General features: G+C 71.8%; 26 protein-coding genes. 18 read left to right on the top strand and 8 right to left on the bottom strand.

Annotated elements, in window-relative coordinates; genetic code table 11:
• Positions 1-143: 143 nt before the first annotated feature.
• Positions 144-800 (bottom strand): TetR/AcrR family transcriptional regulator, encoded by a 657-nt coding sequence (locus tag ACFY12_RS10850; RefSeq protein WP_390715432.1) that lies wholly within the window; start codon positions 798-800, stop codon positions 144-146.
• Between the two features lie 239 nt (positions 801-1,039).
• On the opposite strand from ACFY12_RS10850, the gene ACFY12_RS10845 reads away from it, so the two are divergent.
• The 5 genes from ACFY12_RS10845 to ACFY12_RS10825 all read left to right on the top strand — a co-directional run bounded on the left by ACFY12_RS10845 (position 1,040) and on the right by ACFY12_RS10825 (position 6,450).
• Positions 1,040-2,503, top strand: coding sequence for an MFS transporter (locus tag ACFY12_RS10845; RefSeq protein ID WP_390715431.1), 1,464 nt, complete (start codon positions 1,040-1,042; stop codon positions 2,501-2,503).
• A 362-nt stretch (positions 2,504-2,865) separates the two neighbouring features.
• On the top strand, positions 2,866-3,114 hold the full coding sequence (locus ACFY12_RS10840; protein ID WP_390715430.1) for a ferredoxin: 249 nt from the start codon (positions 2,866-2,868) through the stop codon (positions 3,112-3,114).
• A complete protein-coding gene (locus tag ACFY12_RS10835) occupies positions 3,111-4,487 on the top strand; it encodes an NAD(P)/FAD-dependent oxidoreductase (protein WP_390715429.1) in 1,377 nt (458 codons plus the stop codon). The genes ACFY12_RS10840 and ACFY12_RS10835 overlap by 4 nt, the downstream gene beginning before the upstream one ends.
• Before the next feature lie 11 nt (positions 4,488-4,498).
• A complete protein-coding gene (locus ACFY12_RS10830; RefSeq protein ID WP_390715428.1) occupies positions 4,499-5,719 on the top strand; it encodes a cytochrome P450 in 1,221 nt (406 codons plus the stop codon).
• A gap of 290 nt (positions 5,720-6,009) precedes the next feature.
• On the top strand, positions 6,010-6,450 hold the full coding sequence (locus tag ACFY12_RS10825) for a CBS domain-containing protein (protein WP_390715427.1): 441 nt from the start codon (positions 6,010-6,012) through the stop codon (positions 6,448-6,450).
• Between the two features lie 27 nt (positions 6,451-6,477).
• Here the strand turns inward: ACFY12_RS10825 and ACFY12_RS10820 are convergent, their stop codons facing one another.
• From ACFY12_RS10820 to ACFY12_RS10805, 4 genes are all read right to left on the bottom strand, one after another.
• Complete coding sequence (locus ACFY12_RS10820; RefSeq protein ID WP_390715426.1) at positions 6,478-7,365, bottom strand: universal stress protein; 888 nt, start codon at positions 7,363-7,365, stop codon at positions 6,478-6,480.
• Positions 7,366-7,367: 2 nt separating this feature from the next.
• On the bottom strand, positions 7,368-7,571 hold the full coding sequence (locus ACFY12_RS10815) for a hypothetical protein (RefSeq protein WP_390715425.1): 204 nt from the start codon (positions 7,569-7,571) through the stop codon (positions 7,368-7,370).
• A 109-nt stretch (positions 7,572-7,680) separates the two neighbouring features.
• The gene (locus ACFY12_RS10810) at positions 7,681-8,568 is read right to left on the bottom strand and encodes a CBS domain-containing protein (protein ID WP_390715424.1); all 888 of its coding nucleotides are present in this window, start codon (positions 8,566-8,568) and stop codon (positions 7,681-7,683) included.
• A gap of 405 nt (positions 8,569-8,973) precedes the next feature.
• Positions 8,974-11,757 carry a heavy metal translocating P-type ATPase gene (locus ACFY12_RS10805; protein WP_390715423.1) on the bottom strand — a complete coding sequence of 928 codons (2,784 nt, stop codon included), beginning with the start codon at positions 11,755-11,757 and terminating at the stop codon, positions 8,974-8,976.
• Between the two features lie 135 nt (positions 11,758-11,892).
• Between ACFY12_RS10805 and ACFY12_RS10800 the strand changes: the two genes are divergently transcribed.
• Both ACFY12_RS10800 and ACFY12_RS10795 read left to right on the top strand, forming a co-directional pair.
• Complete coding sequence (locus ACFY12_RS10800) at positions 11,893-12,078, top strand: hypothetical protein (protein ID WP_390715422.1); 186 nt, start codon at positions 11,893-11,895, stop codon at positions 12,076-12,078.
• Between the two features lie 230 nt (positions 12,079-12,308).
• Positions 12,309-12,950 carry a DUF305 domain-containing protein gene (locus ACFY12_RS10795; RefSeq protein WP_390715421.1) on the top strand — a complete coding sequence of 214 codons (642 nt, stop codon included), beginning with the start codon at positions 12,309-12,311 and terminating at the stop codon, positions 12,948-12,950.
• Between the two features lie 186 nt (positions 12,951-13,136).
• Here the strand turns inward: ACFY12_RS10795 and ACFY12_RS10790 are convergent, their stop codons facing one another.
• From ACFY12_RS10790 to ACFY12_RS10780, 3 genes are all read right to left on the bottom strand, one after another.
• The gene (locus ACFY12_RS10790; RefSeq protein WP_390715420.1) at positions 13,137-13,619 is read right to left on the bottom strand and encodes a CBS domain-containing protein; all 483 of its coding nucleotides are present in this window, start codon (positions 13,617-13,619) and stop codon (positions 13,137-13,139) included.
• A 7-nt stretch (positions 13,620-13,626) separates the two neighbouring features.
• Complete coding sequence (locus ACFY12_RS10785; RefSeq protein ID WP_390715419.1) at positions 13,627-14,577, bottom strand: universal stress protein; 951 nt, start codon at positions 14,575-14,577, stop codon at positions 13,627-13,629.
• A gap of 107 nt (positions 14,578-14,684) precedes the next feature.
• A complete protein-coding gene (locus tag ACFY12_RS10780) occupies positions 14,685-15,152 on the bottom strand; it encodes a cyclic nucleotide-binding domain-containing protein (RefSeq protein WP_390715418.1) in 468 nt (155 codons plus the stop codon).
• A 512-nt stretch (positions 15,153-15,664) separates the two neighbouring features.
• Here ACFY12_RS10780 and ACFY12_RS10775 point away from each other — a divergent pair.
• From ACFY12_RS10775 to ACFY12_RS10725, 11 genes are all read left to right on the top strand, one after another.
• Complete coding sequence (locus ACFY12_RS10775; RefSeq protein ID WP_390715417.1) at positions 15,665-15,925, top strand: hypothetical protein; 261 nt, start codon at positions 15,665-15,667, stop codon at positions 15,923-15,925.
• 28 nt (positions 15,926-15,953) lie between these two features.
• Entirely contained in the window at positions 15,954-16,433 is a 480-nt protein-coding gene (locus tag ACFY12_RS10770; RefSeq protein ID WP_390715416.1) for a hypothetical protein, read from the top strand.
• Positions 16,433-17,365, top strand: coding sequence for a V-type ATPase subunit (locus ACFY12_RS10765; RefSeq protein ID WP_390715415.1), 933 nt, complete (start codon positions 16,433-16,435; stop codon positions 17,363-17,365). Before ACFY12_RS10770 ends, ACFY12_RS10765 begins: the two co-directional genes overlap by 1 nt.
• On the top strand, positions 17,352-18,815 hold the full coding sequence (locus ACFY12_RS10760) for a V-type ATPase 116kDa subunit family protein (protein ID WP_390715414.1): 1,464 nt from the start codon (positions 17,352-17,354) through the stop codon (positions 18,813-18,815). Before ACFY12_RS10765 ends, ACFY12_RS10760 begins: the two co-directional genes overlap by 14 nt.
• Positions 18,812-19,234 carry an ATP synthase subunit C gene (locus ACFY12_RS10755; protein ID WP_390715413.1) on the top strand — a complete coding sequence of 141 codons (423 nt, stop codon included), beginning with the start codon at positions 18,812-18,814 and terminating at the stop codon, positions 19,232-19,234. The genes ACFY12_RS10760 and ACFY12_RS10755 overlap by 4 nt, the downstream gene beginning before the upstream one ends.
• A complete protein-coding gene (locus tag ACFY12_RS10750) occupies positions 19,231-19,455 on the top strand; it encodes a hypothetical protein (RefSeq protein WP_390715412.1) in 225 nt (74 codons plus the stop codon). Before ACFY12_RS10755 ends, ACFY12_RS10750 begins: the two co-directional genes overlap by 4 nt.
• Positions 19,452-19,979, top strand: a complete 528-nt coding sequence (locus tag ACFY12_RS10745; RefSeq protein ID WP_390715411.1) for a hypothetical protein — start codon at positions 19,452-19,454, stop codon at positions 19,977-19,979. The genes ACFY12_RS10750 and ACFY12_RS10745 overlap by 4 nt, the downstream gene beginning before the upstream one ends.
• Complete coding sequence (locus tag ACFY12_RS10740) at positions 19,967-21,766, top strand: V-type ATP synthase subunit A (protein ID WP_390715410.1); 1,800 nt, start codon at positions 19,967-19,969, stop codon at positions 21,764-21,766. The genes ACFY12_RS10745 and ACFY12_RS10740 overlap by 13 nt, the downstream gene beginning before the upstream one ends.
• Before the next feature lie 61 nt (positions 21,767-21,827).
• Positions 21,828-23,270: a V-type ATP synthase subunit B gene (locus ACFY12_RS10735; RefSeq protein WP_390715409.1), complete on the top strand. Its 1,443-nt coding sequence runs from the start codon at positions 21,828-21,830 to the stop codon at positions 23,268-23,270.
• The gene (locus ACFY12_RS10730) at positions 23,267-23,908 is read left to right on the top strand and encodes a V-type ATP synthase subunit D (RefSeq protein ID WP_390715408.1); all 642 of its coding nucleotides are present in this window, start codon (positions 23,267-23,269) and stop codon (positions 23,906-23,908) included. The genes ACFY12_RS10735 and ACFY12_RS10730 overlap by 4 nt, the downstream gene beginning before the upstream one ends.
• Positions 23,909-24,049: 141 nt before the next feature.
• Positions 24,050-24,430, top strand: a complete 381-nt coding sequence (locus ACFY12_RS10725) for an Hsp20/alpha crystallin family protein (protein WP_390715407.1) — start codon at positions 24,050-24,052, stop codon at positions 24,428-24,430.
• The last annotated feature ends 24 nt before the right edge of the window (positions 24,431-24,454 follow it).

Below are 24,454 nucleotides of genomic sequence, written 5' to 3'. Positions count from 1 at the left end.
GCCGTTGACAGACTGTTGCAGGCAGGTCAGGCGGGTTTGCCGCATGAGAAGGTCCGGTACGGGCTCGTCAGAGGGCGGGCAAGGGTGAATCCGTGTGACGAGTCTTGCTGTGGTCGGTGCACGAGGGTTGTGCTGGTCTGTGTTCAGTCGGTGTCAGCGGGAGTGGGTGTGTCGCTGGCATTGATGCCTGTGAACAGCCATCCGAGGGCTTGTCCGAAGAGTTCTTCCGGCACACTGTCCGGGTCGATGCGCCGCAGGCGTACCAGGCCCTGCCATAGCGCTCCCACCACGGTGGCAACGGCTTGGGGGGAGACGTCGCCGGGTGCGCCCCGCTGGGCCAGCGCGGTGCGCATGACGCCCTCCAATGCCTGGCGTGGCTCGCGCGTGGTAGCGGCCACCGTTTCCAGTACGTGCGGGTTGCGGACTGCGTACAGCCAGAACTCCGCCTGGAGCGAGGCGAAGTCGGTGTCGTTGTCGGCAACATCGACGAGCAGGCGCCCGAGTTCGGCGACGGCTTCTTCGGTGCCCACGTCGTGCAGCGCCTTGGCGGCCTGGGCGACACGGTCGCGGCCACGGTCCGACAGCAGCTCCAGGAAGAGTGCTTCCTTGCCGGAGAAGTTCGAGTAGAGCGCGCCGATGGAGAAGCCCGCCGACTCGGCGATCTCCTCCACCGAGGCACCGGTGAAGCCCTTACGGGCGAAGACGCGGGCAGCCGCATCCAGCAGGAGCGCACGCGTGCGGGCCTTGGCCTCGGCCCGGGTCAACCGCTGACGTCGGGGTTCCTCACTCTCGACATTCATGTCGCTCAAGCTATTCAGATAGTACCCCCTACGTCAAGCCGCCAGATGGGATGTACAGTCCAAATGGCAACCACTATCTGAATTGCAATGGCGATGTGGCGGGCGCCCCGGCGGGCCGGCGCGTGAGGTCGCGCGGATCGCCGGCCGCCGCGCCGACGCCGGTTCATCGCCGCCCGCGACCGCCTTCCAGGCGCCCCTCGCCCTCTTTGCACTTCGTCGCGTCGTAGGGAGTCCCCCTTGTGAACAAACACCGCCTCTCCATGCAAACCAACCGCAGCAGCGCCGCCGTCGGCGTGCTCGCCGCGGCCGGCATCACGGTCTCGCTGATGCAGACCCTCGTCGTACCGCTCATCCCCGCCCTCCCCCACCTCCTGCACACCACCACTGCCAACGCTTCCTGGACCATCACGGCGACTCTGCTCGCGGGCGCGGTGGCCACCCCCGTCTTCGGCCGCCTCGGAGATCTCTACGGCAAGCGGCGCCTGCTGCTCGTCAGCATCGCCCTGCTCGTGCTCGGCTCCCTGGTCTGCGCCGTGAGCACCTCACTCGCCCCCATGGTGGTGGGCCGGGCCCTCCAGGGCATGGGCATGAGCGTGGTTCCGCTGGGCATCAGCCTGATGCGCGACATCCTTCCGCCGGAGCGGCTGGGAAGCGCTCTGGGCCTGATGAGTTCCTCCCTCGGTGTCGGCGCCGCACTCGGCCTGCCTGCCGCGGCGCTCATCGCGCAGCACGCGGACTGGCATGTCCTCTTCTGGGGTGCGGCCGGGTTGAGCGTGATCATGGCGCTCCTCGTACGGTTCCTCGTCCCCGCCTCGCCGGTCACCACAGCCAGGGGCTTCGACGTGATAGGGGCGCTGGGTGTGGCAGCGGGCCTGGTCTGCCTGCTGTTGCCCATCTCCAAGGGGGCCGACTGGGGGTGGACGAGCCCCACCACGCTCGGCTTGTTCGCGGCCGCGATCGTCGTGCTGATCGGCTGGGGCTGGTGGGAACTTCGTACGCCGGCACCACTGGTCGACCTGCGGACCTGCGTCCGGCGGCAGGTGCTGATGACCAACCTCGCCTCGGTCATCGTCGGCTTCTCCATGTATGCCATGTCGCTGATCGCGCCTCAACTGCTCGCACTGCCCAAGGAGACGGGCTACGGGCTCGGTCAGTCCATGACGGCCGCCGGCCTGTGGATGCTGCCCTCCGGCTTGGTCATGATGGCGGTCTCGCCGTATGCCGCCAGACTGTCGGCCGCACGCGGACCGAAGGCGTCGCTGCTCGTGGGGGCCGTGATCATCGCGGCGGGCTACGCCCTCGCCCCGCCCCTGATGGGCCACCTCTGGGGCGTGCTGCTGTTCACCAGCGTCGTCAGCGCGGGCATCGGCCTCGCCTACGCGGCCGTGCCCACGCTGATCATGAGCGCGGTCCCGGTGGACGAGACCGCGGCGGCCAACGGGCTCAACAGCCTGATGCGCTCCATTGGCACCTCGACCTCGAGCGCGGTGGTGGGTCTCGTACTGGCTCATATGGCTACCCGTATGGGGCCGGTCGCGATTCCGAGCGAGTCGGGCTTCCGCACCGGCTTCGTCCTTGGCGCAGCGGGCGCCGTGGCGGCCGCGCTCGTGACCCTGTGCATCCCCGGCCGACGCGGGGCCGCAGCACAGCCCAGCACCGAACCCGAACCGGCGCCGCTGATGCTGGCGCGGTCCGACCGCTAGCCGGGCCGATCCGCAGGACCGGGGAGGGCTGGAGCCGCACAAGCCGCACAAGCCGCACCAGCCCTCCCCGCCCCAGCGTTCAGAGCGCCGTGGCGACGGGCGCCGGGGTGCGCCCCTCACTTCACGCCGCAGCCCTTCCGTCGCTGACGCCGTGGTTCTCCGCTCCCGACATTCACATCGCCGAAGTCATTCAGATAGCAAGCCCTATGCAAAAACCTGGATGGCGTTTACAGTCGAGATAGCAGTCACTATTCAAATGGGACTTGCGATGCGCCATGCGTGTGGCGCACGAGCACACGGGCGACGTACATGCCTCTGCGGAGGCTCGCCCTCCATCAGCGAAGAAAGGGAAAGAGATGATCATGCAGACCCCATCGCGGCCGTTGCGGCTGGTGGTGGACCTGAACCGGTGCCAGAGCTACGGCCAGTGCGTCTTCGCCGCGCCGACGGTCTTCCGGTTCCGCGGCGAGGAGTCGCTGGAGTACGACTACACGCCGGACGACGGCGCGCGCCGCGAGGTGGAGCGGGCCGCGGCGGCCTGCCCCGTCCAGGCGATCACGCTGAGCGGAGCCACCGAGGCTGCGCCCCTGCCCTCGGGGGCGGGCCGATGACCGCCGCAGATGCGACCGGGCGCGGCGGCGCCGGCCGGATCGTCGTGGTCGGCGCCTCGCTGGCCGGGCTGCGTGCCGCCGAGGCCCTGCGGGACGAGGGCTTCACCGGGGAACTCATCCTCATCGGTGAGGAGCCCCACGAGCCGTATGACCGGCCGCCGCTGTCGAAAGCGGTGCTGTCCGGTTGGCTGACCACCGACCACACAACCTTGCCCCGGGTACGGGACATCGGCGCGCGATGGCTGCTGGGCACCGCCGCGACCGGACTCGACGTGCCGGGCCGCCAGGTGGTCCTGGCCGACGGGCGGCGGGTGGGGTACGACCGGCTGCTGATCGCCACCGGCACCCGCGCCCGCCCCTGGCCCGAACGGGCCGGCGGCGAACTGGACGGCGTGCATCTGCTGCGCACACGCGACGATGCCGATCGTCTACGCGCGGCACTTACAGCCGGTCCGTCACGGGTGCTGGTCATCGGCGCCGGCTTCACCGGCGGGGAAGTGGCCTCGGGATGCCGGGAGTTGGGGCATGAGGTGACAGTGACCCAACGCAGCCGGGCACCGCTGGCGAGCGCACTGGGCGGTGTGATCGGCCGCGCCGCCGCCGGCTGGCACCGCGATGCCGGGGTCGACCTGCGGCTGAACACCACCGTCGACGCCCTGGAAGGCGATGCCCACGGCCGACTGCGCCGAGCCCGGCTCTCCGACGGCACCACGGTCGATGCCGAGGTGGCCCTGGTTGCCACCGGCGCGCTCGCCAACACCGAGTGGCTGGCGGACTCCGGCCTGGCCGCCGACCCTCGCGGAGTGGCGTGTGACGGCGCCTGCCGGGCACTGGCCGCCGACGGGACGCCGGCCGGGGACATCTTCGTCGCCGGTGACATCGCCCGCTGGCCGCACCCTCTCTACCCCGGCCAGCTCCTCCGCCTGGACCACTGGGACAACGCGATCGCCCAGGCCCGTACCGCCGCACACAACATGACCCGCCCCGCCCACGACCACCGCGTCCACCGCCCCCTCCCCGCGTTCTGGTCCAACCAGTTCGGCATCAACCTCAAGTCCGTGGGACTGCCGACCGTCGCCGACCAGGTCATGGTCACCCAGGGATCCCTCGACCAGCGCCGCTTCGTCGCCGCATACGGGCTCCAGGGACGCCTGGTCGCCGCCGTCGCGGTGGACTCACCCCGCGTACTGGACGGATACGCCGCCCTCATCGAAGCCAAGGCACCGTTCCCGCCCGTACTCAACGCCTCCGACGGCCCAGCGCACCTCGCCCCGGTCGACGCCGCATTCCCCCGACACCACACGCCCGACAGTGCCGCCGTCGCCGCACCTCCCTCGCCGATTTCCGGTCCGGTCCCGGCCACGCACCCATAAGGAGCACCACCATGACCACGGCAGCACAGCCGTCCGCCACCGATCTCATGACCGCAGCAGCCCGGCAGGACAACCGCGCCAACCCCTACCCGTACTACGCGCAACTGCGCCAACAGCCAGTGGCCCGCGCAGACGACGGAACCTGGCTGGTCAGCGGCTACCAGGAGATCTACCAACTGATGCACGACCCGCGCATCAGCTCCGACCGGCGCAACCCCTACCTTCCCCCGCCGGAGACCAAGAGCCTGCTCGTCCAGGACCCGCCCTGCCACGACCAACTCCGCCGCCAGGTCACCCAGCACTTCATCCCCAGGATCATGGGCATGCGCGACCACCTCCACGAACTGGTCACCGACCTGCTCGACGCCCACATCAGCGAGCAACCAGGTCAACTCGACATCGTGGCCGACCTGGCCTACCCCCTCCCGGTCACCGTGATCTGCGAACTCCTCGGCGTACCACGCCAGGACGAGCCCCTCTTCGGCAGCCTCTCCCGCGTGCTCACCCGCGGACTGGAACCCATCGACATCCCCACCGAGGAGGAGATCAGCGAACTCGTCGACGCTCACCGCCAGTTGACGGAATACCTTCAGGGCCTCATCGAACACCGGCGCACCCATCCCGGCGACGATCTCATCTCCGACCTGCTGCACAGCAGCACCCCTGAAGGCCCGATGGGGCCGAAGGACCTGCTCACCACCCTCACTCTTCTCCTGGTCGCCGGTCACGAGACCACCGTCAACCTGATCGCCAACGGCACCCTCGCCCTGCTGCGCAACCCCGACGCCCTCGCCCGGCTACGCACCGACCCCGACCTGGCCACCCCGCTGGTGGAGGAAGTCCTGCGCTACGACCCACCCGTGCAGATGACCATCCGCAGCACGCTGGCCGACATCGACCTCGCGGGCACCACCATCCCCAAGGGCTCAAGGGTCCGGCTGATGCTCGCCGCGGGCAATCGCGACGCCAACCGCTTCGACAACCCCGACCAGTTCCTCCCCGACCGCCGTGACAACGCCCACCTCGGCTTCGGCGGCGGCCTGCACTACTGCATCGGCGCCACCCTCGCCCGCGCCGAAGCACACATAGCCCTCACCGCCCTGGCCGGCCGACTGGACTCCCCCCGCCTGGTCGCCGACCCACCGCCGTACCGGGACAACGCCGTGCTCCGCGGCCCGCAGCACCTCCCTGTCTCCTTCAACCGCCTCACCTCCGACACACGCACCGCCTGACCGGCTGTGCAACGAAGGCGTCACCGTTCGCGAAACCCCCGAGACAAGGGATCGAGTAGTCACTCAGTCACTGAAAGGCGAAGCCGGACCGTGCTCGTCCTGATCGCAGCAACGGGAGCATTGCTCCCCATGAGGGGATGATGCACGGTGCTGCCGTCGTGGACTTGGCTCTGATCGGCACGATCACCGCGCCGCTCGGATGGCAGGCCGGCTCCCGATCTCCCAAGCTGGTAGGTGCCGGCTTGGTCAGAGACTCGGGCGGAGGGAGCCACTCGGGGAAGGGAACAGGGATGGCGATGGAGATCAAGTACGCCATGAGTTCACCGCCGGCCAGCGTGCCGCCCGATGCCTCCTTGGAGGAAGCGGCTCGTCACATGGCTGACGCGGGAGTGGGCGCACTGCCCGTGGTACAGGGCGAGGAAGTGATCGGCATGGTCACCGACCGAGATCTGGTCGTCCGGGCAATGGCCCACGGGTTGTCGCCTCAGCTGAAGGTCGAGACGGTCATGTCCGCCGACCCGGTGACCGTCGACGCCGGCACACCCGTCACCGTCGCACTGCACGCCATGCAATCGATCAAGATCCGCCACCTGCCTGTCGTGGACCACAAGCGGCTGGTGGGCATGGTCTCCTTCGACGACCTCTTCTCGTACCTGTCCGTGCAGTTGGGGGCGCTGGCGGACGTGGTCGACGCGTCCCGCAGGGTACCGGGATCGTTCCCCACCCGTTAGGCGGCGCCGGCGGGCTCGTGCCTACGCTCAGGTAGCGGGCCCCGGGGAACAGGGGACGGCGATGACGGGACAGTGTGCGTAGGGGAGCACCCCCTGGCTCACGGAGCCGAGCAGCATGCCCGTGAAGCCTCCGTGCCCCCGGGTTCCCACCACCAGGGCCAGTGCGTGGGCGGAGGCCTTGGTGAGCTCTTCCACGGGGTGGCCGGTGACGACCTCATGGTGCAGCTCCACCTCGGGGTACGTCGCGGTACGGCCGGCCACGGTCTCGGCCAGCAGGCTGCGGCATGCCTGCTCCATGGCCGGCGCGTCCAGCACACCGAACCGGTGCGGCTGCCGCACGTACAGGGTCCGCAGGACAGCACCGCGCAGGGCGGCCTCCTGGAAGGCGAAGTCGACGGCGGCCGCTGAATGCGGACTGCCGTCGACCCCGACAACGACATACGGCGGCTGCTGGGTGACGTGCTCGGCTTCGGGCACCACGACCACCGGGCAGCGGGCGTGCGCCATCACCGGCAGCGCGACCGCGACCGAGCTGAACACCTCCTTGACCCGGCCCAGGTGGTAGGAACCCAGCACTACCACGGCGGCCTCGCCTGCCTCCTCCCGCAGCACCCACGCCGGACTCCCCTCGGCCAGCACTCCGGAGACCTCCACCTGCGGCTGCCGGGCCTCGACAAAAGCCACCGCCTCTTCGAGCACCCGCTCACCGCCCTCGTGCAACGCCTGGCTCCACTCCGCCCAGGACGGCCGCACCGCCGTCTGCCGGTAGACGGTAGGCGCCCCTGCGGCATGGACCAGGCGCAAGGGAACATGGCGGCGGGCCGCTTCGTCCACCGCCCAGGCAACAGCCATCCGCCTGGAGGATTCCGGGGCGACACCGACCACGATCGGCCGGCGCGTTTCCGCTGGAACCATCGTCACCTCCCGGCCGCTCCCGCATGCCTCGCCCTTCCCCTCCCCAGCATGACTCCACCGGCAAAGGGTGTCAGGGACGACCCGGACTTCGCCCGCATCCTGGTAAGCGCCGGCATCGACTCGATCTCCGTCACCCCCGACAGTTCCTGCTCGTGAAGGACAACGTCGTCGCCGCCGAGAGCGATCCGGAGCAGCAGAAACAGCACGGAGCGGACGGCACCGCAGACCCGAGCAGATGAAACATCTCCTTCGGACGGCGGCTGCCGGTGGACGCCGGCAGCAGACGCGGTTGGTCCCCGAACGGCCGGTGACCGGTTAAATCCTGAGGTGATCGGCCACATCCACCACGTCCTCGATCTCCTGGATCGATTCCAGCAACTTCGGTACGAGTTCGCTGTCCAGCGTGCCTCTCACGGTCACCAGGCCGTTCTCGACCGTCACCTCGAAGCCGGCGGGGTCGAGGAGGAATTCCTCCCGGATGATCCGGGACACGATCTCCTCGCGGATGTCGGCGTCGTTGCGGACGAGGGCCCGGAGCAGGTCGATCCGGCTCACGACACCGACCAGCCGGCCGTGGTAGTCGGTGACGGGCAGCCGCTTCAGGCGCGAGCGCGCTGAGGTCCAGGCGGCATCGGCCACCAGATCTCCGGGACGGACCGTGACCGCGGGATAGGTCATAAGGGTGGCCGCGGTCTCTCCCCGGCTCTTCTCGTAGAGGTGATGCTCCCGGAGCCTGCCGAGGGGGCCGGGCGGGTGCGGGGCGGCCATGACAGCGGCCTTTGCCAGCAGGTCGGACTCGGACACCACGCCGAGCACATGGTCCTCGGCATCGACTACGGGAACGGCGCTGACGTGCTCGCGGGCGAGCGTGTGGGCGACGTCGAGGTACGGCATGTCGCCCGGGACCGAGACGGCCGGCACGCTCATGACGTCGCGTACTCGTGGTGGGGCGGGGACGGGGACGGGGGCGGCAGCCTGCTGTTCCGGCCGGGGCGGCGTGGCCGCTTCCGGCTCGGCCTCGGTCGCCGCGGCCCCGCCCGGCCCTGCGGCCCGTTCGGAGGTCCTCGACGACGCGGCGTGTGCCACCGCACCGAGATAGCGCCGCAGCATCTCCTGGCGGCGCTCCTCGTTCGGCGTCCAGGGCCGGGCCGGCATGGCGCGGCGGGCTTCCTTTGCAGCGGCATGGCGTTCGAAGTCGCTCACGGCAACCTCCCGATGAGCAGGCCGGCCACCTACCCGGCCAGTGTCGCACCGATCCCCGGTGCGCGCCGTCGGGCCCCGGATCGGTGCGCAAGGGGGGGTCCAGTGATGCGCAACCGGCGTGGCGCAACTCTGCCCGGCCTCGGTACGGGACGGCCGGTCCAGGGCTGACCGTACGGAGAGCAGCCCTCTCGCAGGGCACGGGCGGTCAGTCCGAGCTGGGCGCCGAGATCGCCGCCTTCCCCGGCACCACTGCGGGTCACCCCGCACCATGCGGATCACCCCGCGTACCTGGCCCTCGATCTTGTGAAGCCGGGCGAGGTGGTCGGCGTATCCGGGTGGTGTTGCGCTCGATGCCGGGTCCGGGGCAGGGACATGTGCGTGGCCGAAAGTGGCCGGAAGTGGCCGTCATCTGTGCTCCCCTCCTCCTTCGGGCGTTCCGCCCACGGCTGGTGTGCGGTAGCGATCGGGGTCGGCGTCGAAGGCTGTGGCGCAGTGCGTGGAGCAGAAGAGGTGGGTGCCGGTGGAGGTGATGCGCCGTTCAGCGGCGGTTGCCGGGTCCAGGCGCATGCCGCAGACCGGGTCTGTCGCCGTCGTCTCGGTGCCCGGCCGATGCTTCCGCCCGGCCGCTGTCCCGGGGTGGGCAGGCGCTCGGCCGGCGGCGGATTCCACTCGGGGTTCGACGGATCGAGACGTGGCGGTCGGCAGTGGTGTCGTGCGCCATCGGCGCAGGCGGGAGGCGTTGGTGACCACGGAGAGGGAACTGAGGGCCATCGCGGCGGCGGCGATGACGGGGCTGAGGCGGATGCCCCACAGCGGGTACAGGGCTCCGGCGGCGAGAGGGACGCCGACGGCGTTGTAGATCAGGGCGAAGAACAGGTTCTGCCGGATGTTGCGCATGGTGGCGCGCGAGAGCCGGATGGCGGTGACCACGCCGCCGAGGGAGCCGGAGATGAGGGTGATGTCGGCGGCTTCGATCGCCACGTCGGTACCGGTGCCGATCGCCAGCCCCACATCGGCGGCGGCGAGGGCGGGGGCGTCGTTGATGCCGTCGCCGACCATGCCCACCGTGCGGCCCCCGCCCTGCAGACGGCGGATCTCGTCCGCCTTGTGCTCGGGCAGCACCTCGGCCAGGACGCGGCCCACGCCCGCCTGGGCGGCGACCGCGGCGGCGGTGCGGGCGTTGTCGCCGGTGATGATGACGGTCTCGATGCCCAGCCGTTGCAGGGCTGCGATGGCCGGGGCGGAGTCGTGCTTGACGGTGTCGGCCACGGCGAGCACTCCGGCCACGTGGCCGTCGACGGCGGCGAGGACGGGGGTCTTGCCCTGGGCGGACAGCTCGGCCGCGATCGGGCTCAGCGTGGTGGTGTCGATGCCGGCGTCGGCCAGCAGGTGCGCGGTACCGACCAGGACGGCGCGGCCGTCGACGGTGGCCCGCACGCCCTTACCGGTGACCGAGCCGAAGTCACTCGCCGCGGGCAGGGTCATGCCGCGGCTGCGGGCGCCGGCGACGATCGCACCCGCCAGCGGGTGCTCGCTGTCGGCCTCGGCCCCCGCGACCAGCGTCAGCAGCCCGGCCTCGTCGAAGCTTCCGCCGGCCGTGCGGATGTCGGTGAGGACGGGTTTGCCCTCGGTGACCGTCCCGGTCTTGTCCAGGACCACGGTGTCGAGCTTGTGGGCGGTCTCCAGGGCTTCGGCGGAGCGGATGAGGATGCCCGCCTGGGCGCCCTTGCCGGTGCCGACCATGACCGACAGCGGGGTGGCGAGCCCGAGCGCGCAGGGGCAGGCGATGATCAGGACCGCGACGGCGGAGACCAGCGCGAGTGTCACGGCCGGGGCCGGGCCGACGGTGAACCAGAGCGCGAAGGTGCCGATCGCGATGGCGATCACGGCGGGCACGAAGTAGGCGGAGACCGCGTCGGCGAGCCGCTGAATGGGGGCCTTGGACGCCTGGGCCTGCTGCACCAGGCGGATGATCTGCGCGAGCACGGTGTCGGCACCGACCTTGCTCGCGCGCACCCGCAACGACCCGGTGGTGTTGACCGTGGCACCGATGACCGTGTCCCCGGCGCGCTTGGTGACGGGCATCGGCTCGCCGGTGACCATCGACTCGTCCACTGCCGAGGAGCCCGTCAGGACCTCCGCGTCGACCGGCACCTTCTCCCCGGGACGGATCACCACCTCGTCACCGACGGCCACTTCCTCCACCGGGATCTCGGTCTCCACCCCGTCGCGGACCACGCGTGCGGTACGGGCCCGCAGACCCAGCAGCGCGCGGATGGCCTCCCCGGTACCGGCCTTGGCCCGTGCCTCCAGCAGCCTGCCGAGCAGGATCAGCGTCAGGATCACCCCGACCGCCTCGAAGTACACCTCCCGCACCTCGCTCGGCAGCAGACCGGGGGCGAGGGTGACCAGCAGGCTGTAGCCGTACGCGGCGCAGGTACCCAAGGTGATCAGTGAGTTCATGTCCGCGCCGCGGTGCTTCAGGATCAGCCAGCCGGTCGAGTGGATCGGCCACCCGGTGTAGAACATCACCGGCGTGATCAGCGCCAGCTGCAGCCAGTGGTTCAGCAGCCAGCCGGGCACCCAGCCCGCGTGGAACAGCGAGTCGGCCATCACCGCGAAGAGCACCGGCAGCGTGAGCACCGTGCCGACGGCGACCCGTCGGGTCAAGTCGGCGATCTCCGCCCGCCGTTCGGCGGACTCCGCCGCCTCCGCCTCGGCCGCCGTGGCCTCACTGCCCGGCACACCGCTCACCGGCCCACCGGCCACCGCGGTGCCCGCCGCCCGGCCCTCACCCCCCGAGGGCGTGCCGCCGTCCGGTTCGACCAGCAGCGTTCCGTGGATCATGTTCATCCCGCACGCAAAACCGAACGCGCCGGCCCGGTCCGGGCTGACGCGCACGGTGGTCCGTGCGTACGCCGGAAGGCCGGCGCTGATCCGCAGGTCGGGGAAGACCACCCGGGAGGTGCACTCCCCGCTCTCCTGCCGGTCGAAGACCAGCTCCACCGGCACCCCCTGACGGACCTTGATGACGTCAGGGCGGTAACCGCCGCGCACCGTCACCTCGACCCGCTGCACCCCACCCTCCAGCCGTGCGGCACGGACCCGACGCGGACCGAAGAAGAACCAGCCCAGCCCGGCGATCAGCACCGCGGCGGAGATCACCACAACCACATCGGCGACACCCATGGCAGACCGCCCTCCCTGCGTGCTCGCTCCCCTCCAGCCTCGCCCGCCGCCACCCCTACCGCGCAGGGGCTGACCGGCCCAACGGCCCAGGACCATCGGCACCTGTGCGCGGGCCGGCGCGGAGGAACGCCGGCAATGACGAGGCACACAAGAACGTCAGCCGCCCGGCCGGACCTGATGCCCGGCTCCCGGCCGACCGTCGGCGCTTGGGGCCTGTGGGGTGCCACCATCACCACCGCAGTCCTGGTCCACGCCGCCGTCGACACCCTCTACGACTCGCCCTACGGACAGCGGGCACCCCGGGCCAGGAGCGGGCCATGAGCGGCCGCGACCCGCAAGAATCGACCCGCAAGAATCACAGGACCAGCCGGCACGCGCGGCGCCGGACCTGCCTGCTGTACGGGCCGACCGGTCGGCGCGCTCCGCCCTGCCGGCGCGCTCCGACTCCCGCGGATCCGGGCTTCGCCTCTGCGGCGCGGCATCGTCCGGAACTGCCCCTCATCACATACAGGTATCTCCTGATCCCCCTCGATCCCAGGAGTTCGCCAACCATGAACAAGACCCGCCGTACCCTGCCCCGTCGGAGCATCCTGGCCGCCGCCGCAGCGATTGCCGCGCTCGTCCTCACCGCCTGTGGCGGGAATGACGACACCGCTCAGGCCGGCACCTCGTCCACCCCTGCCGCGTCCACCCCTGCCGCGTCCGCCTCGGCCCCTGCAGGCGAGCACAACCAGGCAGACGTCACCTTCGCCCAAGGAATGATTCCGCACCACCGCCAAGCCATCGCCATGGCCGACATGGCCCTGTCGCGGGCCTCGTCCAGCGACATCAAGGCCCTCGCCTCCAAGATCCAAAAGGCGCAGGACCCAGAGATCGCGACCATGTCCAATTGGCTGACCGCCTGGGGCGAAAAGGTCCCCCAAGGCATGAACGGGATGGGTCACGGTGACGCCTCGCACATGCCCGGCATGATGGACGACCACGAGATGGACGACATGCGCGGTGCCTCCGGCAAAGCCTTCGACACCATGTTCCTGACCATGATGATCAAGCATCATGAAGGCGCCGTCGAGATGGCCAGGACCGAGAAGAGGCAGGGAACATACGGCCCGGCCAAGAAGCTCGCCGACGACATCATCACTGCCCAGACCGCGGAGATCACCCAGATGCGGAAGATGCTCGGGACGGACTGACCCCGGTGCCGACTGCTGCCCGTGCTCCTGGGCAGGTCGCCGCCGGCTCGGCCCCGAGGCTGCGGGTGAAGGGTACGAGATGCCCTGAGCGGCGAGCGCGCATACCCAATTCGCGTCGCGTGCATCGTAGATGGCGTGGTCAGCACCGCCCCCCCGCAGTGTGGAGGTGGGCCGAGCGCGCGGGATTCAGAGTCCGGGCGCCCGGCCCCGGTCCGCCTGGTCCGCCCGGTCCGCCGAGTGCGGTGGGCCGGGCGGCTCGGCCAGTGCGCACCACGACAGAGGTCCGAGCAGCTCATCGAGGCGTCGTGCCACATCCAGGAGCAGGTCGTCGAGCGCCACCAGTCCGATGAGCCGGCCGCCGTCCACGACGGGCAGTCGGCGCACGCCCGTCCGGCGCATGGTGTGGTACGCCTCGTCCACATCGTCGTCCGCCCGGACGGTGTGGACCGGCGCCGTCATCACGTTGCTGACGGGCGAAGTCGCACTCGCCCCGGCGGCGAGCCCGCGCACCGTCAGGTCCCGGTCGGTGACCACGCCGTGGACCGCCGGACCGGACATCACCACGACGCATCCGACGACGCACTCCCCCATCCGCTGCGCGGTCTCCGCCAGTGTGGTGTCGGGAGCGACCGTGACCACCGGCGTGCGCATCACTTCACGTACCCGCATAGGAGCTTCACTTCCTCGCTGCTTCGCTTCCTCCGAAGCCGAGGCCCACTTTCCTGCTCGGTGCACTCCCGTAGACGGCGCTTCGTATCGGCTGTGGCACGACGGCGACAGGGCACTCCGCGAGGTGCAGAGTGGCGTGCGCCACACGCCCCAGCCGGAACCCCAGGTGCGTCTGACGGCGCCGTGCTCCGATCACCAGCAGATCTGCTGTGGCGGAGCGGCGTGCCAGCACCTCATGGGCCGGACCCTCCACCGTGGCGCGCTGTACCCGTACTGCGGGAAACTCACCGGCTGTCTCCCGCAGTGCCTCGTTCAGCACGTCCGATGCCCGTTCCTCGTGGTCGCGCTCGGGAGCTCCGGCGAGCAGAGGGTGGTCGGCGCTTTCGTGCGCCGGGCAACGCCATGCCCGGACGGCGTCGAGGGTGCAGCCACGAGCCGCCGCTTCCCGGAAAGCGAACCGGACGGCCTCCGAGCCTTGGGGTGAGTCACCGATGCCGAGAAGGATGCGGTCATGTGTCCCTGCGAGGCCCGCCCCGTCTCCACGTACCACGATCACGGGGCACCGGGCCCTGGAGGCGACGGCCCATCCGACCGAGCCGAGCAACAGCGCGGTGAACGCTCCGCGGCCGCGTGACCCCAGGATCAGCGCCGACGCATGGTCGGCTTCACGCAGCAGTACGGTCTCCGGGTCGTCCCCGAGAACCTGCACGGAGAGGTCGACGTCTCCGTTCCGCAGGACGGCCCGTTCGACCGCGGCTCCGACGATGTCGTCGGCCAGGACCTGTTCGGCGGGGCGTTTGAGAATCAGCGAAGGCGCCCTACCCTCATACCGTTCCCATCGGGAGGCATGCACCAGGCGCAGCGGCAGTTCGTGGAGTGCCGCCTCGTCCACCGCCCAGTCGAGCGCCAGGAAGCCGGCATCCGAACCGTCCACACCGACGACCAAGGGGGGCGGCATCGTCCCCACCACCTCTCTCACATCGGGAAGGAGACCGGGGAAGGGAATGTCCCCGGGTACGCATGCGGTACCCCTGGGTACGCATGCGGTACATCGCCCAGCGGCGTTCACGGTGGGGCCGGCATCGTGCTTGCTCCGGGGCCGTACATGTCGAGCAGCCTCAGCCGCGTGGCCTGGAGGCGGTGCGCGACGACGTCGAGGACCCGGCGGGTGACCGCCAGGCCGAGTACCGGATCTTCCTCGCACAGGGTTCGTACCGCCACGGCGTCGAACTCGTCCGCCCGCACAGGGGTGAACGCCTCGGCTCCCATCCGCCAGGAGTGCGGCGGTACCAGCCACGACCACCCGAGCAGATCGCCGTGGCCGAGCATCTCGACGACGGCCGGCCGGTGGCGCGGCACCTGGACGTCGAGGTTGACCGAGCCGGTGCGGATGATCCAGAAGCGGTCGGCGCGGCCGCGTTCTTCGAAGATCCGTGTCCCTGCCGGAAACGACACTGCCTCGGCGAACTGCATCAGGCGAGCGCGCCCCTCCGCGGGGAGTGCATTGAGCAAGGGCAAGGGCGTCGTGGTCATGGCTGTCCCTCCCGGGTCTCCGGTGGTGGGCTGCGGACCGTCGGGGCTGTGGGGTCACCTCCAGAGTGCGCACGCGGACGGTGCTCGGTACAGGGGCTGTTCGGCGCGGTGGGGTGGGCCGAACAGCCTCGGGGAGAGGGCTCACCTGGCCGGTGGCCGCCGCCGGGTCGCTCCGGGCTCAGAGAGCTGGGCTCGGCCCACCGCAGGCAGGCTCCGGGCAGCACCGGTGACCAGCGGGTCGGGGCGGCGAAAGCGAGTGGCTCAACAGCACGACCGCCGCAGGCGAGCGGACTCGGACCGCGCCGCGCCGCCGCATCGCCACCGGATGCCGCCGCATCGCCACCGGATCTGGTCCCCGGCCAGCCGGGCATACGGTCCTGAGCGGCCCCGTTCCGCCGGACCGGTCGGCCCTGCCCGGCGCCCTGGTCGCTGCGTACCGTCGGAGGGACGGGGGACACGAGCCGGCAGGGGCGCGTCCCGACGGTCTGGCCAATCCGTTCCTGCTGGTCGCTGTGGGAGCGGCACTGAGCCTCCAGGCGGCGGGCGTCTGTCTGCCGCCCTTGCAAGCGCTGCTGGGTACGGAGGCGCTGCCGCTCACGGACCTGTTGATCGTGTGCGGGGTGTCCGGCCTCGGGCATGTGGTCATGCGCTCGCAGGCCCGGCTGTGGCCGGAGCGTCCGCCGGACGGACGACCGGCACATGGCCGGCCGGCCGCCGGCTCCGGAGACGGCGCAACCCGGCGCGACAGGGGCACACCCCCTGTGGAGACTTGAATCGGGGGCTGATCCGTGAGGAGAGCTGGTGGCGGGATTCCGGGACTTCCTGATGCGGTTCCGCCTGGCTGGGCCGCCCGGTCGGGCGGCCCCCGGGGGCGTGCCCGCCGACCGGTCTGCTGAGCTCTCGGCCGAACTGGAGCCGCCGCTTTCTCTGCTGGAGCAGGCCGAGGCCGAGGCACGGGCCGTACGGGAGCAGGCCGCGCTCACGGCTGAGGAGAGGCGACGCGGAGCCGAGCGCGAGGCCGAGGAGATCGTGGCGCAGGCGCGGGCTCGTGCCGAGGGCGTACGGGCGGAGAGCGCCGACCGGGTCCGCCGTGCTGCCGAGGCTGAGTCCGCCGAGCTGCTCGCTTCGGCGGAGCGCGAGGTGTGTGCGGTGCGCCGGCAGGCGGAGGCACGGATGCCTGAACTCGTCGATCGCGTGTCCGCGCTGGTGAGGGCGGAACTCGACGATCCGGGCGGCACCGCGCCGGCGGCGCCCGGGGCGTCGGGCGCGGGGAGCCCGTGATGGGTGCCGGATGGGTGGCCGGCGTCACCCGGGCCAGGGCCATGCTGTCCCGGTGCCTGGGCACCGCGGGTGTCCGGGAGGTGGCCGAGGCATCCACCCTCGATGCCGCCCTGCGCCACCTGGGAGCCACGGCCTACCGGCGCGACCTCGAGCCCGATGCCTCGCTGTCCGACGCTCAACGGGCGGTCGCGGCAACCCTGTTGTGGCACCTGCGGGTGCTGGCGGGCTGGCTGCCCCGCGGCGGGGCGAACGTCGTCCGGCTGCTCGCCTCAGGGTTCGAAATCGCCAATGTGGAGGACCACCTTCGTACGGTGTCGGGTACGCCGCTCCCCCAGCCGGTCCGGCCCTATCGGCTCGGCACACTGGCGACCGCCTGGCCACGGCTGGCCCGGACCGGATCGCCGGCCGAGTTGCGGGCCGCGCTGGCCTCTTCCGTCTGGGGTGACCCGGGGGCAGAGTCACCGGCTGCGGTGGCCACCGGTATGCGGATCTCCGCCGCCGTACGGACCGCGTCCGCCGTTCCGGAGGCCGCGCGCTGGGCGGCGGGGCGGCTCGCGCTGCTGGTCGGCCGTGAAGTGTTCGTCGTCGGCCGCCGGTTGGCGGAGCCGTCCGCCCGGCACGCGGGCCGGCTGCTCGGCTCCGGGGCGGTAGGTGCCGCGTCGTTCGCCGACTTCCGGCAGCGTTTGCCGGACACCGCACGCTGGGCCCTCGACGGGGTCGACGACGCGGCGGACCTGTGGCGGGCAGAGGCGCGGTGGTGGGACCAGCTGCGGCGGAACGGGGCGGGGCTGCTGCGCGGATCCCGGATGAGCTCCGCGCCGGTGATCGGCGCCGTCGCGGAGCTGTCCGCGGACGCATGGCGCGTGCGGGGTGCGCTGGAACTGGCCGCGCGGGGCGGCAGACCGGCGGAGGTGTCCGATGGTCCTGGCTGACGCGGCGCGCGGGGCGCGGCGCCGGCTCGCCCGCCCCGTGGCCCCTGGCCGTATGCAGGCCGTGATTCCGGTCCGTATGCAGCGGGTGGCGATCGTCGCCCCGCGCGAGGCGCTGCGGGAAACCCTCGTCCGGATCGCCGAGGCGGGCTGCGTCGAGATCGACCGGATCGACGACGTCGGGCCGGGAGAACCTGGTTCGGCCGCCCGCCGGCTGCGGCGGGCACCCGGTGAGCAGGAGGGCGCGGTCCTCAGCGCCCGCCCGCCCGACCTCGACGCGCTGGAGCGGGCCGGGCGTACGGATCTGCTGGCGGGCGAGGCACAGCTGGAGGAGCGCCTCGCCGGCACGGTCCGGCGCGGGGCCGTCGCCGCACTCGCCGGCTGGTGCCCGGCCGCCGAAGTCCCCGCGACCGCCGAGCGCATCGCCGGTGCGGGAGGTGCGCTGGTACCGCTGCGGACACCTCGTGGCATCGATCCGCCGACCCTGCTGCGCAGCACCGGTGCGGTGCACCGCTCGTTCACGCCCCTGGTCCGGACGTACGGGACCGTGCCCTATGCCGACCTCGATCCCACCCTGCCCGCCGGCATCGTCTACGTGGCGATGTTCGGCGTGATGTTCGGCGACGCCGGGCACGGTGCGCTGCTGCTGCTCGCCGGACTGCTGCTGCGTCTCGGCCGGCCCCGGCGCATGACGTGGCTGCACCCGCTGTGGCCGTTCGTCGCCGGGGCCGGGCTGGCCGCCACGCTTGCCGGTATCGCGTACGGCGAGTTCTTCGGCCCGACCGGGGTGCTGCCCGTGCTCTGGCTGAACCCACTGGAGGAGCCCGTACGGCTGCTGGCCGGTGCCGTCGGTCTCGGCGCGGTGCTGCTCGCGCTGGCGTACGGTGCGGGGACCGTCAACCGCTGGCGGGAGAACGGGGCGGCGAGCGCCCTGTACGCGGCCTCCGGCATCGCGGGGGCGGTGCTCTTCCTCGGGCTCGGCGTGACAGTCGGCGCCGTCGTTCTGGGCCGCACCGGCTTCGCGCTCGCCGGCGCGGCGATCGCTCTCACCGGTCTCGTACTGGCGGGGGCCGGGCTGTACGGGGCCACTGCCGGTGGTCCGGGCGGCGTCGCCCAGACCGGTGTCCAGCTCTACGACGTGGTGGTGCGACTCGGATCGAACGTCCTCTCCTTCACCCGGCTGGCGGCCTTCGGACTCACTCATGCCGCGCTCGGCTCGATCGTGTGGGACGGGACCACGGGACTGGCTCGCATGGGGGCGGTGGCGCTGCCGGCGGCGGTGGCAGTCTTCGTCCTCGGCAACGCCCTCGCGTTCGCGCTGGAGGCGCTGATCGCCGGGGTGCAGGCGCTGCGCCTCGAGTTCTACGAACTGTTCTCCCGCGTCTTCGAGAGCCAGGGCCGTCCGTTCCGCCCCTGGCACCTGCCCGTACAGCACACGGAGGTGGCGCAGTGATCACCTGGCTCATCGCTCTGCCGGTCGTCGCGGTGGTCTTCGCCGTCACCCGGCCGCTGCTGCGCCGGTCCGGGCGAACGGCGCTGCGCTGGGTGGTCGCCGCCGATGCGCTCCTGCTCGTGGGCGCGGCGGCGCTGCTGACCGTGGCGTTCAGTGACGGGTCCGCGCAGGCCGCCACCACCGCGGCGGCCGCGCAGAACTCCGGCTCCGGCTCCGCCGCGCTGATCGGGGCCGCGATCGCGGTGGCCGGAGCGTCGATCGGGGCATCGATCGCCGTCGCCTACACCGGGGCCGCGGCGCTGGCGGCGCTCAGCGAACGACCCGAACTCTTCGGCCGGGCGATGGTCATCGTCGGCCTTGCCGAGGGCATCGCCATCTACGGCCTGGTCGTCGCGATCCTCCTCATCGGCAAGGCGTGACCGTGGGAAGCGTGGCCGCCATCGGCGAGCAGGTGCGGGTGGCGGGGCTGGCGCTGGCCGGGGTCGACGTCATCGTGGCCGAGGAGCCGGACACGGTCCGGGAGGCGTGGCAGGACGTGCGGGGGGCGGAGCTGGTGATCCTTTCTCCGGCGGCGGCCGCCGTCCTGGGCCCGGCGCTGCTCGAACGCGTCCCGCCGCTGACCGTGGTGATGCCGCCGTGAGGACGCCGGCATCCGATCGGACAGCAGCGGCACTGGAGCCGGTGCGCGGCGAGCTGCTCCGTGCCGCCCACGCCGAGGCCGGGGCGCTCCTCGCCCGGGCGGATGAGGAGGCCGCGGCCCTGCTCAAGGAGGCTCGGGCCGAAGCACTGGCGATCGTGGAGAGTGCGCGCCGGCAGGGTGAGGCGGAGGGGGCGGCGGTCGGCCGCTCCGTCCTCGTGCGGGCACGCCGTACGGCCAGAGCGCGCGAGCTGACGGCGCGCCGGGAGGCGTACGAGGAGCTGCGCCTGCGGGCCGTCGACCGGGTCAGGGCACTACGGCACTCGGCCGGATACCCGTCCTTGCTGGACCGCCTGACCTGCCGCGCCCGCCACCTGCTCGGACCGGACGCGCAGGTGACCGAACATCCCGCTGGAGGCGTGGTGGCACACGCCCCGGGATGTCGCGTCGACTGCACGCTGGACGCCCTGGCCGCACGCGCGCTGGACCGGCTCGGCACCGCGGCGGAGGCGCTGTGGGAACGCTAGGGACCGCCGACGACGATGCGACTGAGGGGTCCCGGCCCGGCGAGACGTCCCCGCGGCGGCGGCAACCGGGCCGCTCCTGCCGCGTCCTGCGCGTCGCCGGCCCGCTGGTCGAGATGGAGTACGCCGACGGGACCGCGATGTACGACCTGGTCTCGCTGGGCGAGGCCGGACTGCCCGGCGAGGTGGTAGCGATCAGCGGCGGCGTCGTCACCGTGCAGGCGTACGAGTACACCGGCGGACTCGCTCCCGGGGATACCGCGTGCCCTCGGGGCGGTCCGCTCTCCGCGCGGCTCGGCCCGCACTTGCTCGGCGGGGTCTTCGACGGTCTGTTGCGCCCGCTGTCCGGCGGCGGGGAGTGGCTGCTCCCCGGTGCGGCGCGAGCCGGAGACGGTGCGCGGACGTGGTCGTTCGTGCCGCGTACGGAAACGGGGGCCCGAGTCACGGAGGGCGAGGTGCTGGGCGACCTCCCGGGAGCGGGCCCGGTACCGGTGCGGGTCCTGGTTCCACCGGGCTCCGGCGGTGTGGTGGAGCGGATCGTTCCCGAGGGGCACCTTCCGCAGGACGCGGTGGTGGCCGTCGTCGGCGGCACCGATGTGCGCATCGGCGCCTCATGGCCCGTACGGCGGCCGCGCCCGGTGCGCGAGCGTGGCAGCGAGCCGACGCAACTGAACACCGGGCAGCGGGTGATCGATCTGCTCTTTCCGGTCGCCCGGGGCAGCACGGTCGCCGTGCCGGGCGGTTTCGGCACGGGCAAGACCGTGCTGTTGCAGCAGATCGCGAAGTGGTGCGACGCCGACGTGATCGTCTACGTCGGCTGCGGGGAGCGCGGCAACGAGATGGCCGATGTCATCGCCGAGCTCTCCGCACTGGAGGACCCCCGCACCGGCGGACGGCTGGCGGACCGGACGGTGATCGTCGCCAACACCTCCAACATGCCGATGATGGCGCGCGAGGCCGGCATCTACACGGGTGCCACGGTCGCCGAGTACTTCCGGGACATGGGGCTCGATGTCGTCGTCATCGCCGACTCGACGTCGCGGTGGGCCGAGGCGCTGCGCGAGTTCGCCTCCCGTACCGGCGCGCTGCCCGCGGAGGAGGGGTACCCCGCCGACCTCGCCTCGGCGATCGCGGCGTTCTACGAGCGGGCCGGGGCAGTGGTCACACTGGGCGGCGAGCGGGGGTCGGTCACTGTGATCGGCGCGGTCTCCCCGCCCGGTGGCGACCTGACCGAGCCGGTCACCGCGCACACCGAGCGATGTGTACGCGGTCTGTGGTCGCTGGACCGCGACCTCGCCTACGCCCGCCACTATCCGGCCGTCTCCTGGTCGGGGTCGTTCTCCCGTGACGCGGCGGCGCTGACCGCCCAGCGGACGGCCGCGGGAGATCCGGCCTGGGCCACCCGGCGCGACCGGGTCGCCGCGCTGCTGGGCGAGGCGGACCGGCTGGCCGACCTCGTCGACCTGATCGGCATCACCGCGCTGCCCGCCCAGGAACGGATCACCGTGCTCGCCGGGCGGCTGGTGCGCGAGGCGGTGCTCCAGCAGAGCGCGCTGTCCGCCCAGGACGCGTACTGCGGTGCCGGCAAGACCGCGGCGCTGGTCGATGCCGTGCTCGCCGTCGTCGGCCGCTGCCGGGAGCTGGTCGATGCGGGTGTACCCGCGGCGGCTGTCGAGGAGGTGGACTTCGGGCCGTTGCTCCGCACACGCGAGGAGGTCGGCCCGCATGATGCCGCCGGGGTGGCGGCACGGCGGGACACCATGCTCGCCAGGCTCCGGGAGGTGCGGTGAGCGGGCGCGGCGAAGTCCCCGGCGGCTGTGGGGTGTTCGGCGGGGCGGGAGGGCAACGACAGTGACCGCGTGGGGCGAGATCGAGTACACAGCGGTGCGCGAGCTGCGCGGTCCGCTCGCCGTCGTGGAGGGGGTGTCGGGAGTCGGCTGGGACGAGTTCGTACGGATCACCTTGGACTCGGGCGAGCAGCGGCACGGCCTCGTCCTGGAGGTGGACCGTGAACTCGCCGTCGTGCAGGTACTGGAGGACACCACCGGCATGGACCCGGACCGCATCCGGATGGCCTTCGCCGGGGCACCGCTGCGCGTCCCGGTCGGTCCCGGCTGGCTGGGCCGGGTCTGCAACGGCCGTGGTGAGCCGATCGATGGCGGTCCGCCGGTCTTCGGGGAGGCCGACGCGGCGGTGAGCGGCAACCCGATCAACCCGGTACGGCGGGAACCACCGTCCGAACCGGTGCTCACGGGTGTGGGTGCCGTTGACGCGCTGACCACTCTGGTGCGCGGGCAGAAGCTGCCGGTGTTCTCCGTGGCCGGACTGCCTCATCTCGAGCTGGCTGCCCAGATCGCCGCCCAGGCCGCTGCCGGCGGCGGCGAGGCGTTCAGTGTCGTGTTCGCCGGCATGGGCCTCACCCACCCGGACGCCGCTTTCGTACGGGACGCCCTGGAGGAGCGCTCCGCCGCGGGCGAGCTCGTCCTGCTGCTCAACACCGCCGACGACCCGGTGATCGAACGCATCCTCACCCCGCGCGTCGCGCTGACCGTCGCCGAGCACCTCGCGTTCACCGGCGGCCGCCATGTGCTCGTGGTGCTGACCGACATGACCAGCTACGCCGAGGCGCTGCGCGAGGTCTCCGCCGCCCGCGGCGAGGTCCCGGCCCGCCGGGCCTATCCCGGCTACCTCTACAGCGATCTCGCCTCGCTCTACGAACGCTGCGGAAAGATCCGTGGACGGCCCGGATCCGTCACCGTGCTTCCGGTCCTGACGATGCCCGCGGGCGATATCACCCATCCGGTCCCGGACCTGACCGGCTATATCACCGAAGGCCAGATCGTGCTCTCCCGCGAGACGCACGCCCGGGGCATCTACCCACCCGTGGACGCCCTCTCCTCGCTGTCCCGCCTGATGCGCAAGGGCGCGGGCCCCGGCCGCACCCGCCCCGACCACCTCGACGTCGCGGCACAGCTGATCGCCGCGCTCGCCCGGGCACGGCAGGTCCGAGAACTCGCCGACCTGGTGGGACAGTCGGGGCTCAGCCGGACCGACCGCCGGTACCTCGACTTCGACGAGGCGTTTCTACGGGACTTCGTGAACCAAGGAAGCGACGAACTACGGCCACTGGACGAGACGTTGGAGAGCGCCTGGCAGGTGCTGCTCACGCTGCCCCGCAGCCAGCTCTCCATGCTCCCGACCGAACTGCTCGACACACACGGCGCGAAGGAGACGCTCACGGAGACTCCCCGGCAGGCATCGGCGGAGAACCACGAGCGGAGGGCGGCAGAGTGACCACCGCGCCCCGCACCCCTCCCTCCCGTGCCACCCGTCTGCGTCTGCGGCACGGCCTGGACGTCGCCCTCCGAGGAGCCGACCTCCTCGAACAGAAGTCGCGCATCCTGCGTACGCGCCACCGGCTCCTCCTCCAGGTCGAGGAGACCAGTGCCCAGCGATGGCACGAACAGCTGCGGCAGGCGGAGACCTGGTTGCTCAGGGGCCTTCTCCAGGGCGGTGAGCAGGCCCTCGCCGCGGCAGCGGCGGGCGTCGGCAGGGCAGACGTCACCGTCGATGAGGCGTCAGCCGTGGGAGTGCGGTATCCCTCCGGGACCAGGTGCGTGATTCCGAGCCGAGCCCCCACCTCGGCCTCCCCGGGGAACACAGCCCTGGTGCGAGCCGAGGCCGCCTACCGTGAGGCGGTGCGGGCGGCCGCCGAGTACGCCGCGGCGCGGGCGGCCACCCGGATCGTCGGCGCCGAACTGCTGAGCACCCGTCAGCGGGTCCGCGCCCTGCGACGCCATTGGATCCCCCGCCTGGAACAGGCCCTCGCCCGCGTCGGCCTCGCCCTGGAACAGAGCGAGCACGAGGACGCGGTACGACGCCGGTGGGCGGCGCGGCAGCGGGCCGGAGAGGGCGGCACTCCTCGGGAGTGAAGGCGGCCACCTGCCGGTCGGTCCCTGCGGGGACCGCTCGGTGCGCCTTGGGCAGGTCGTACGCCCTTCATGGGTCATACGGCCCATGCGCGGTGCGTCGCTCCTGCGCGATGGTGAGAGGGACAGACCAGGAGGCTGGACATGAACGCCATCGAACGCCGGAGGTTCCCCTTCAGCCCCTTCTCCCCGGAGGCACACCTCATCCGGATCGAGGAGTCCCAGGAGAGCGGCACATACACCGTGCGCGCGGAACTGCCGGGGGTGGACCCCGACAAGGACGTGGAGATCACCCTCGACCGTACCGGCGTCCTCACCATCCACGCCGAACGCTCCGAGGAGGAGACGACCAAGGAACGCTCGGAATTCCGCTACGGCTCCTTCACGCGGAGTATCAGCCTGCCCGAGGGGGTCAGGGAAGACGACATCTCCGCGAGCTACGACAAGGGCATCCTCACCGTGACGGCCCCGTTGGGTGAGCGCACCACCACTGCCCGCCGTATCGAGGTCGGCAAGCCCAGCTGAACCACGTGCGACGAAAGATCTGCG

The sequence above is a fragment of the Streptomyces sp. NPDC001339 genome (assembly GCF_042895955.1).
Lineage (GTDB): Bacteria > Actinomycetota > Actinomycetes > Streptomycetales > Streptomycetaceae > Streptomyces.
Note: the sequence above shows the minus strand (reverse complement) of the source record. Positions and strands in the feature narration are given on the sequence as shown.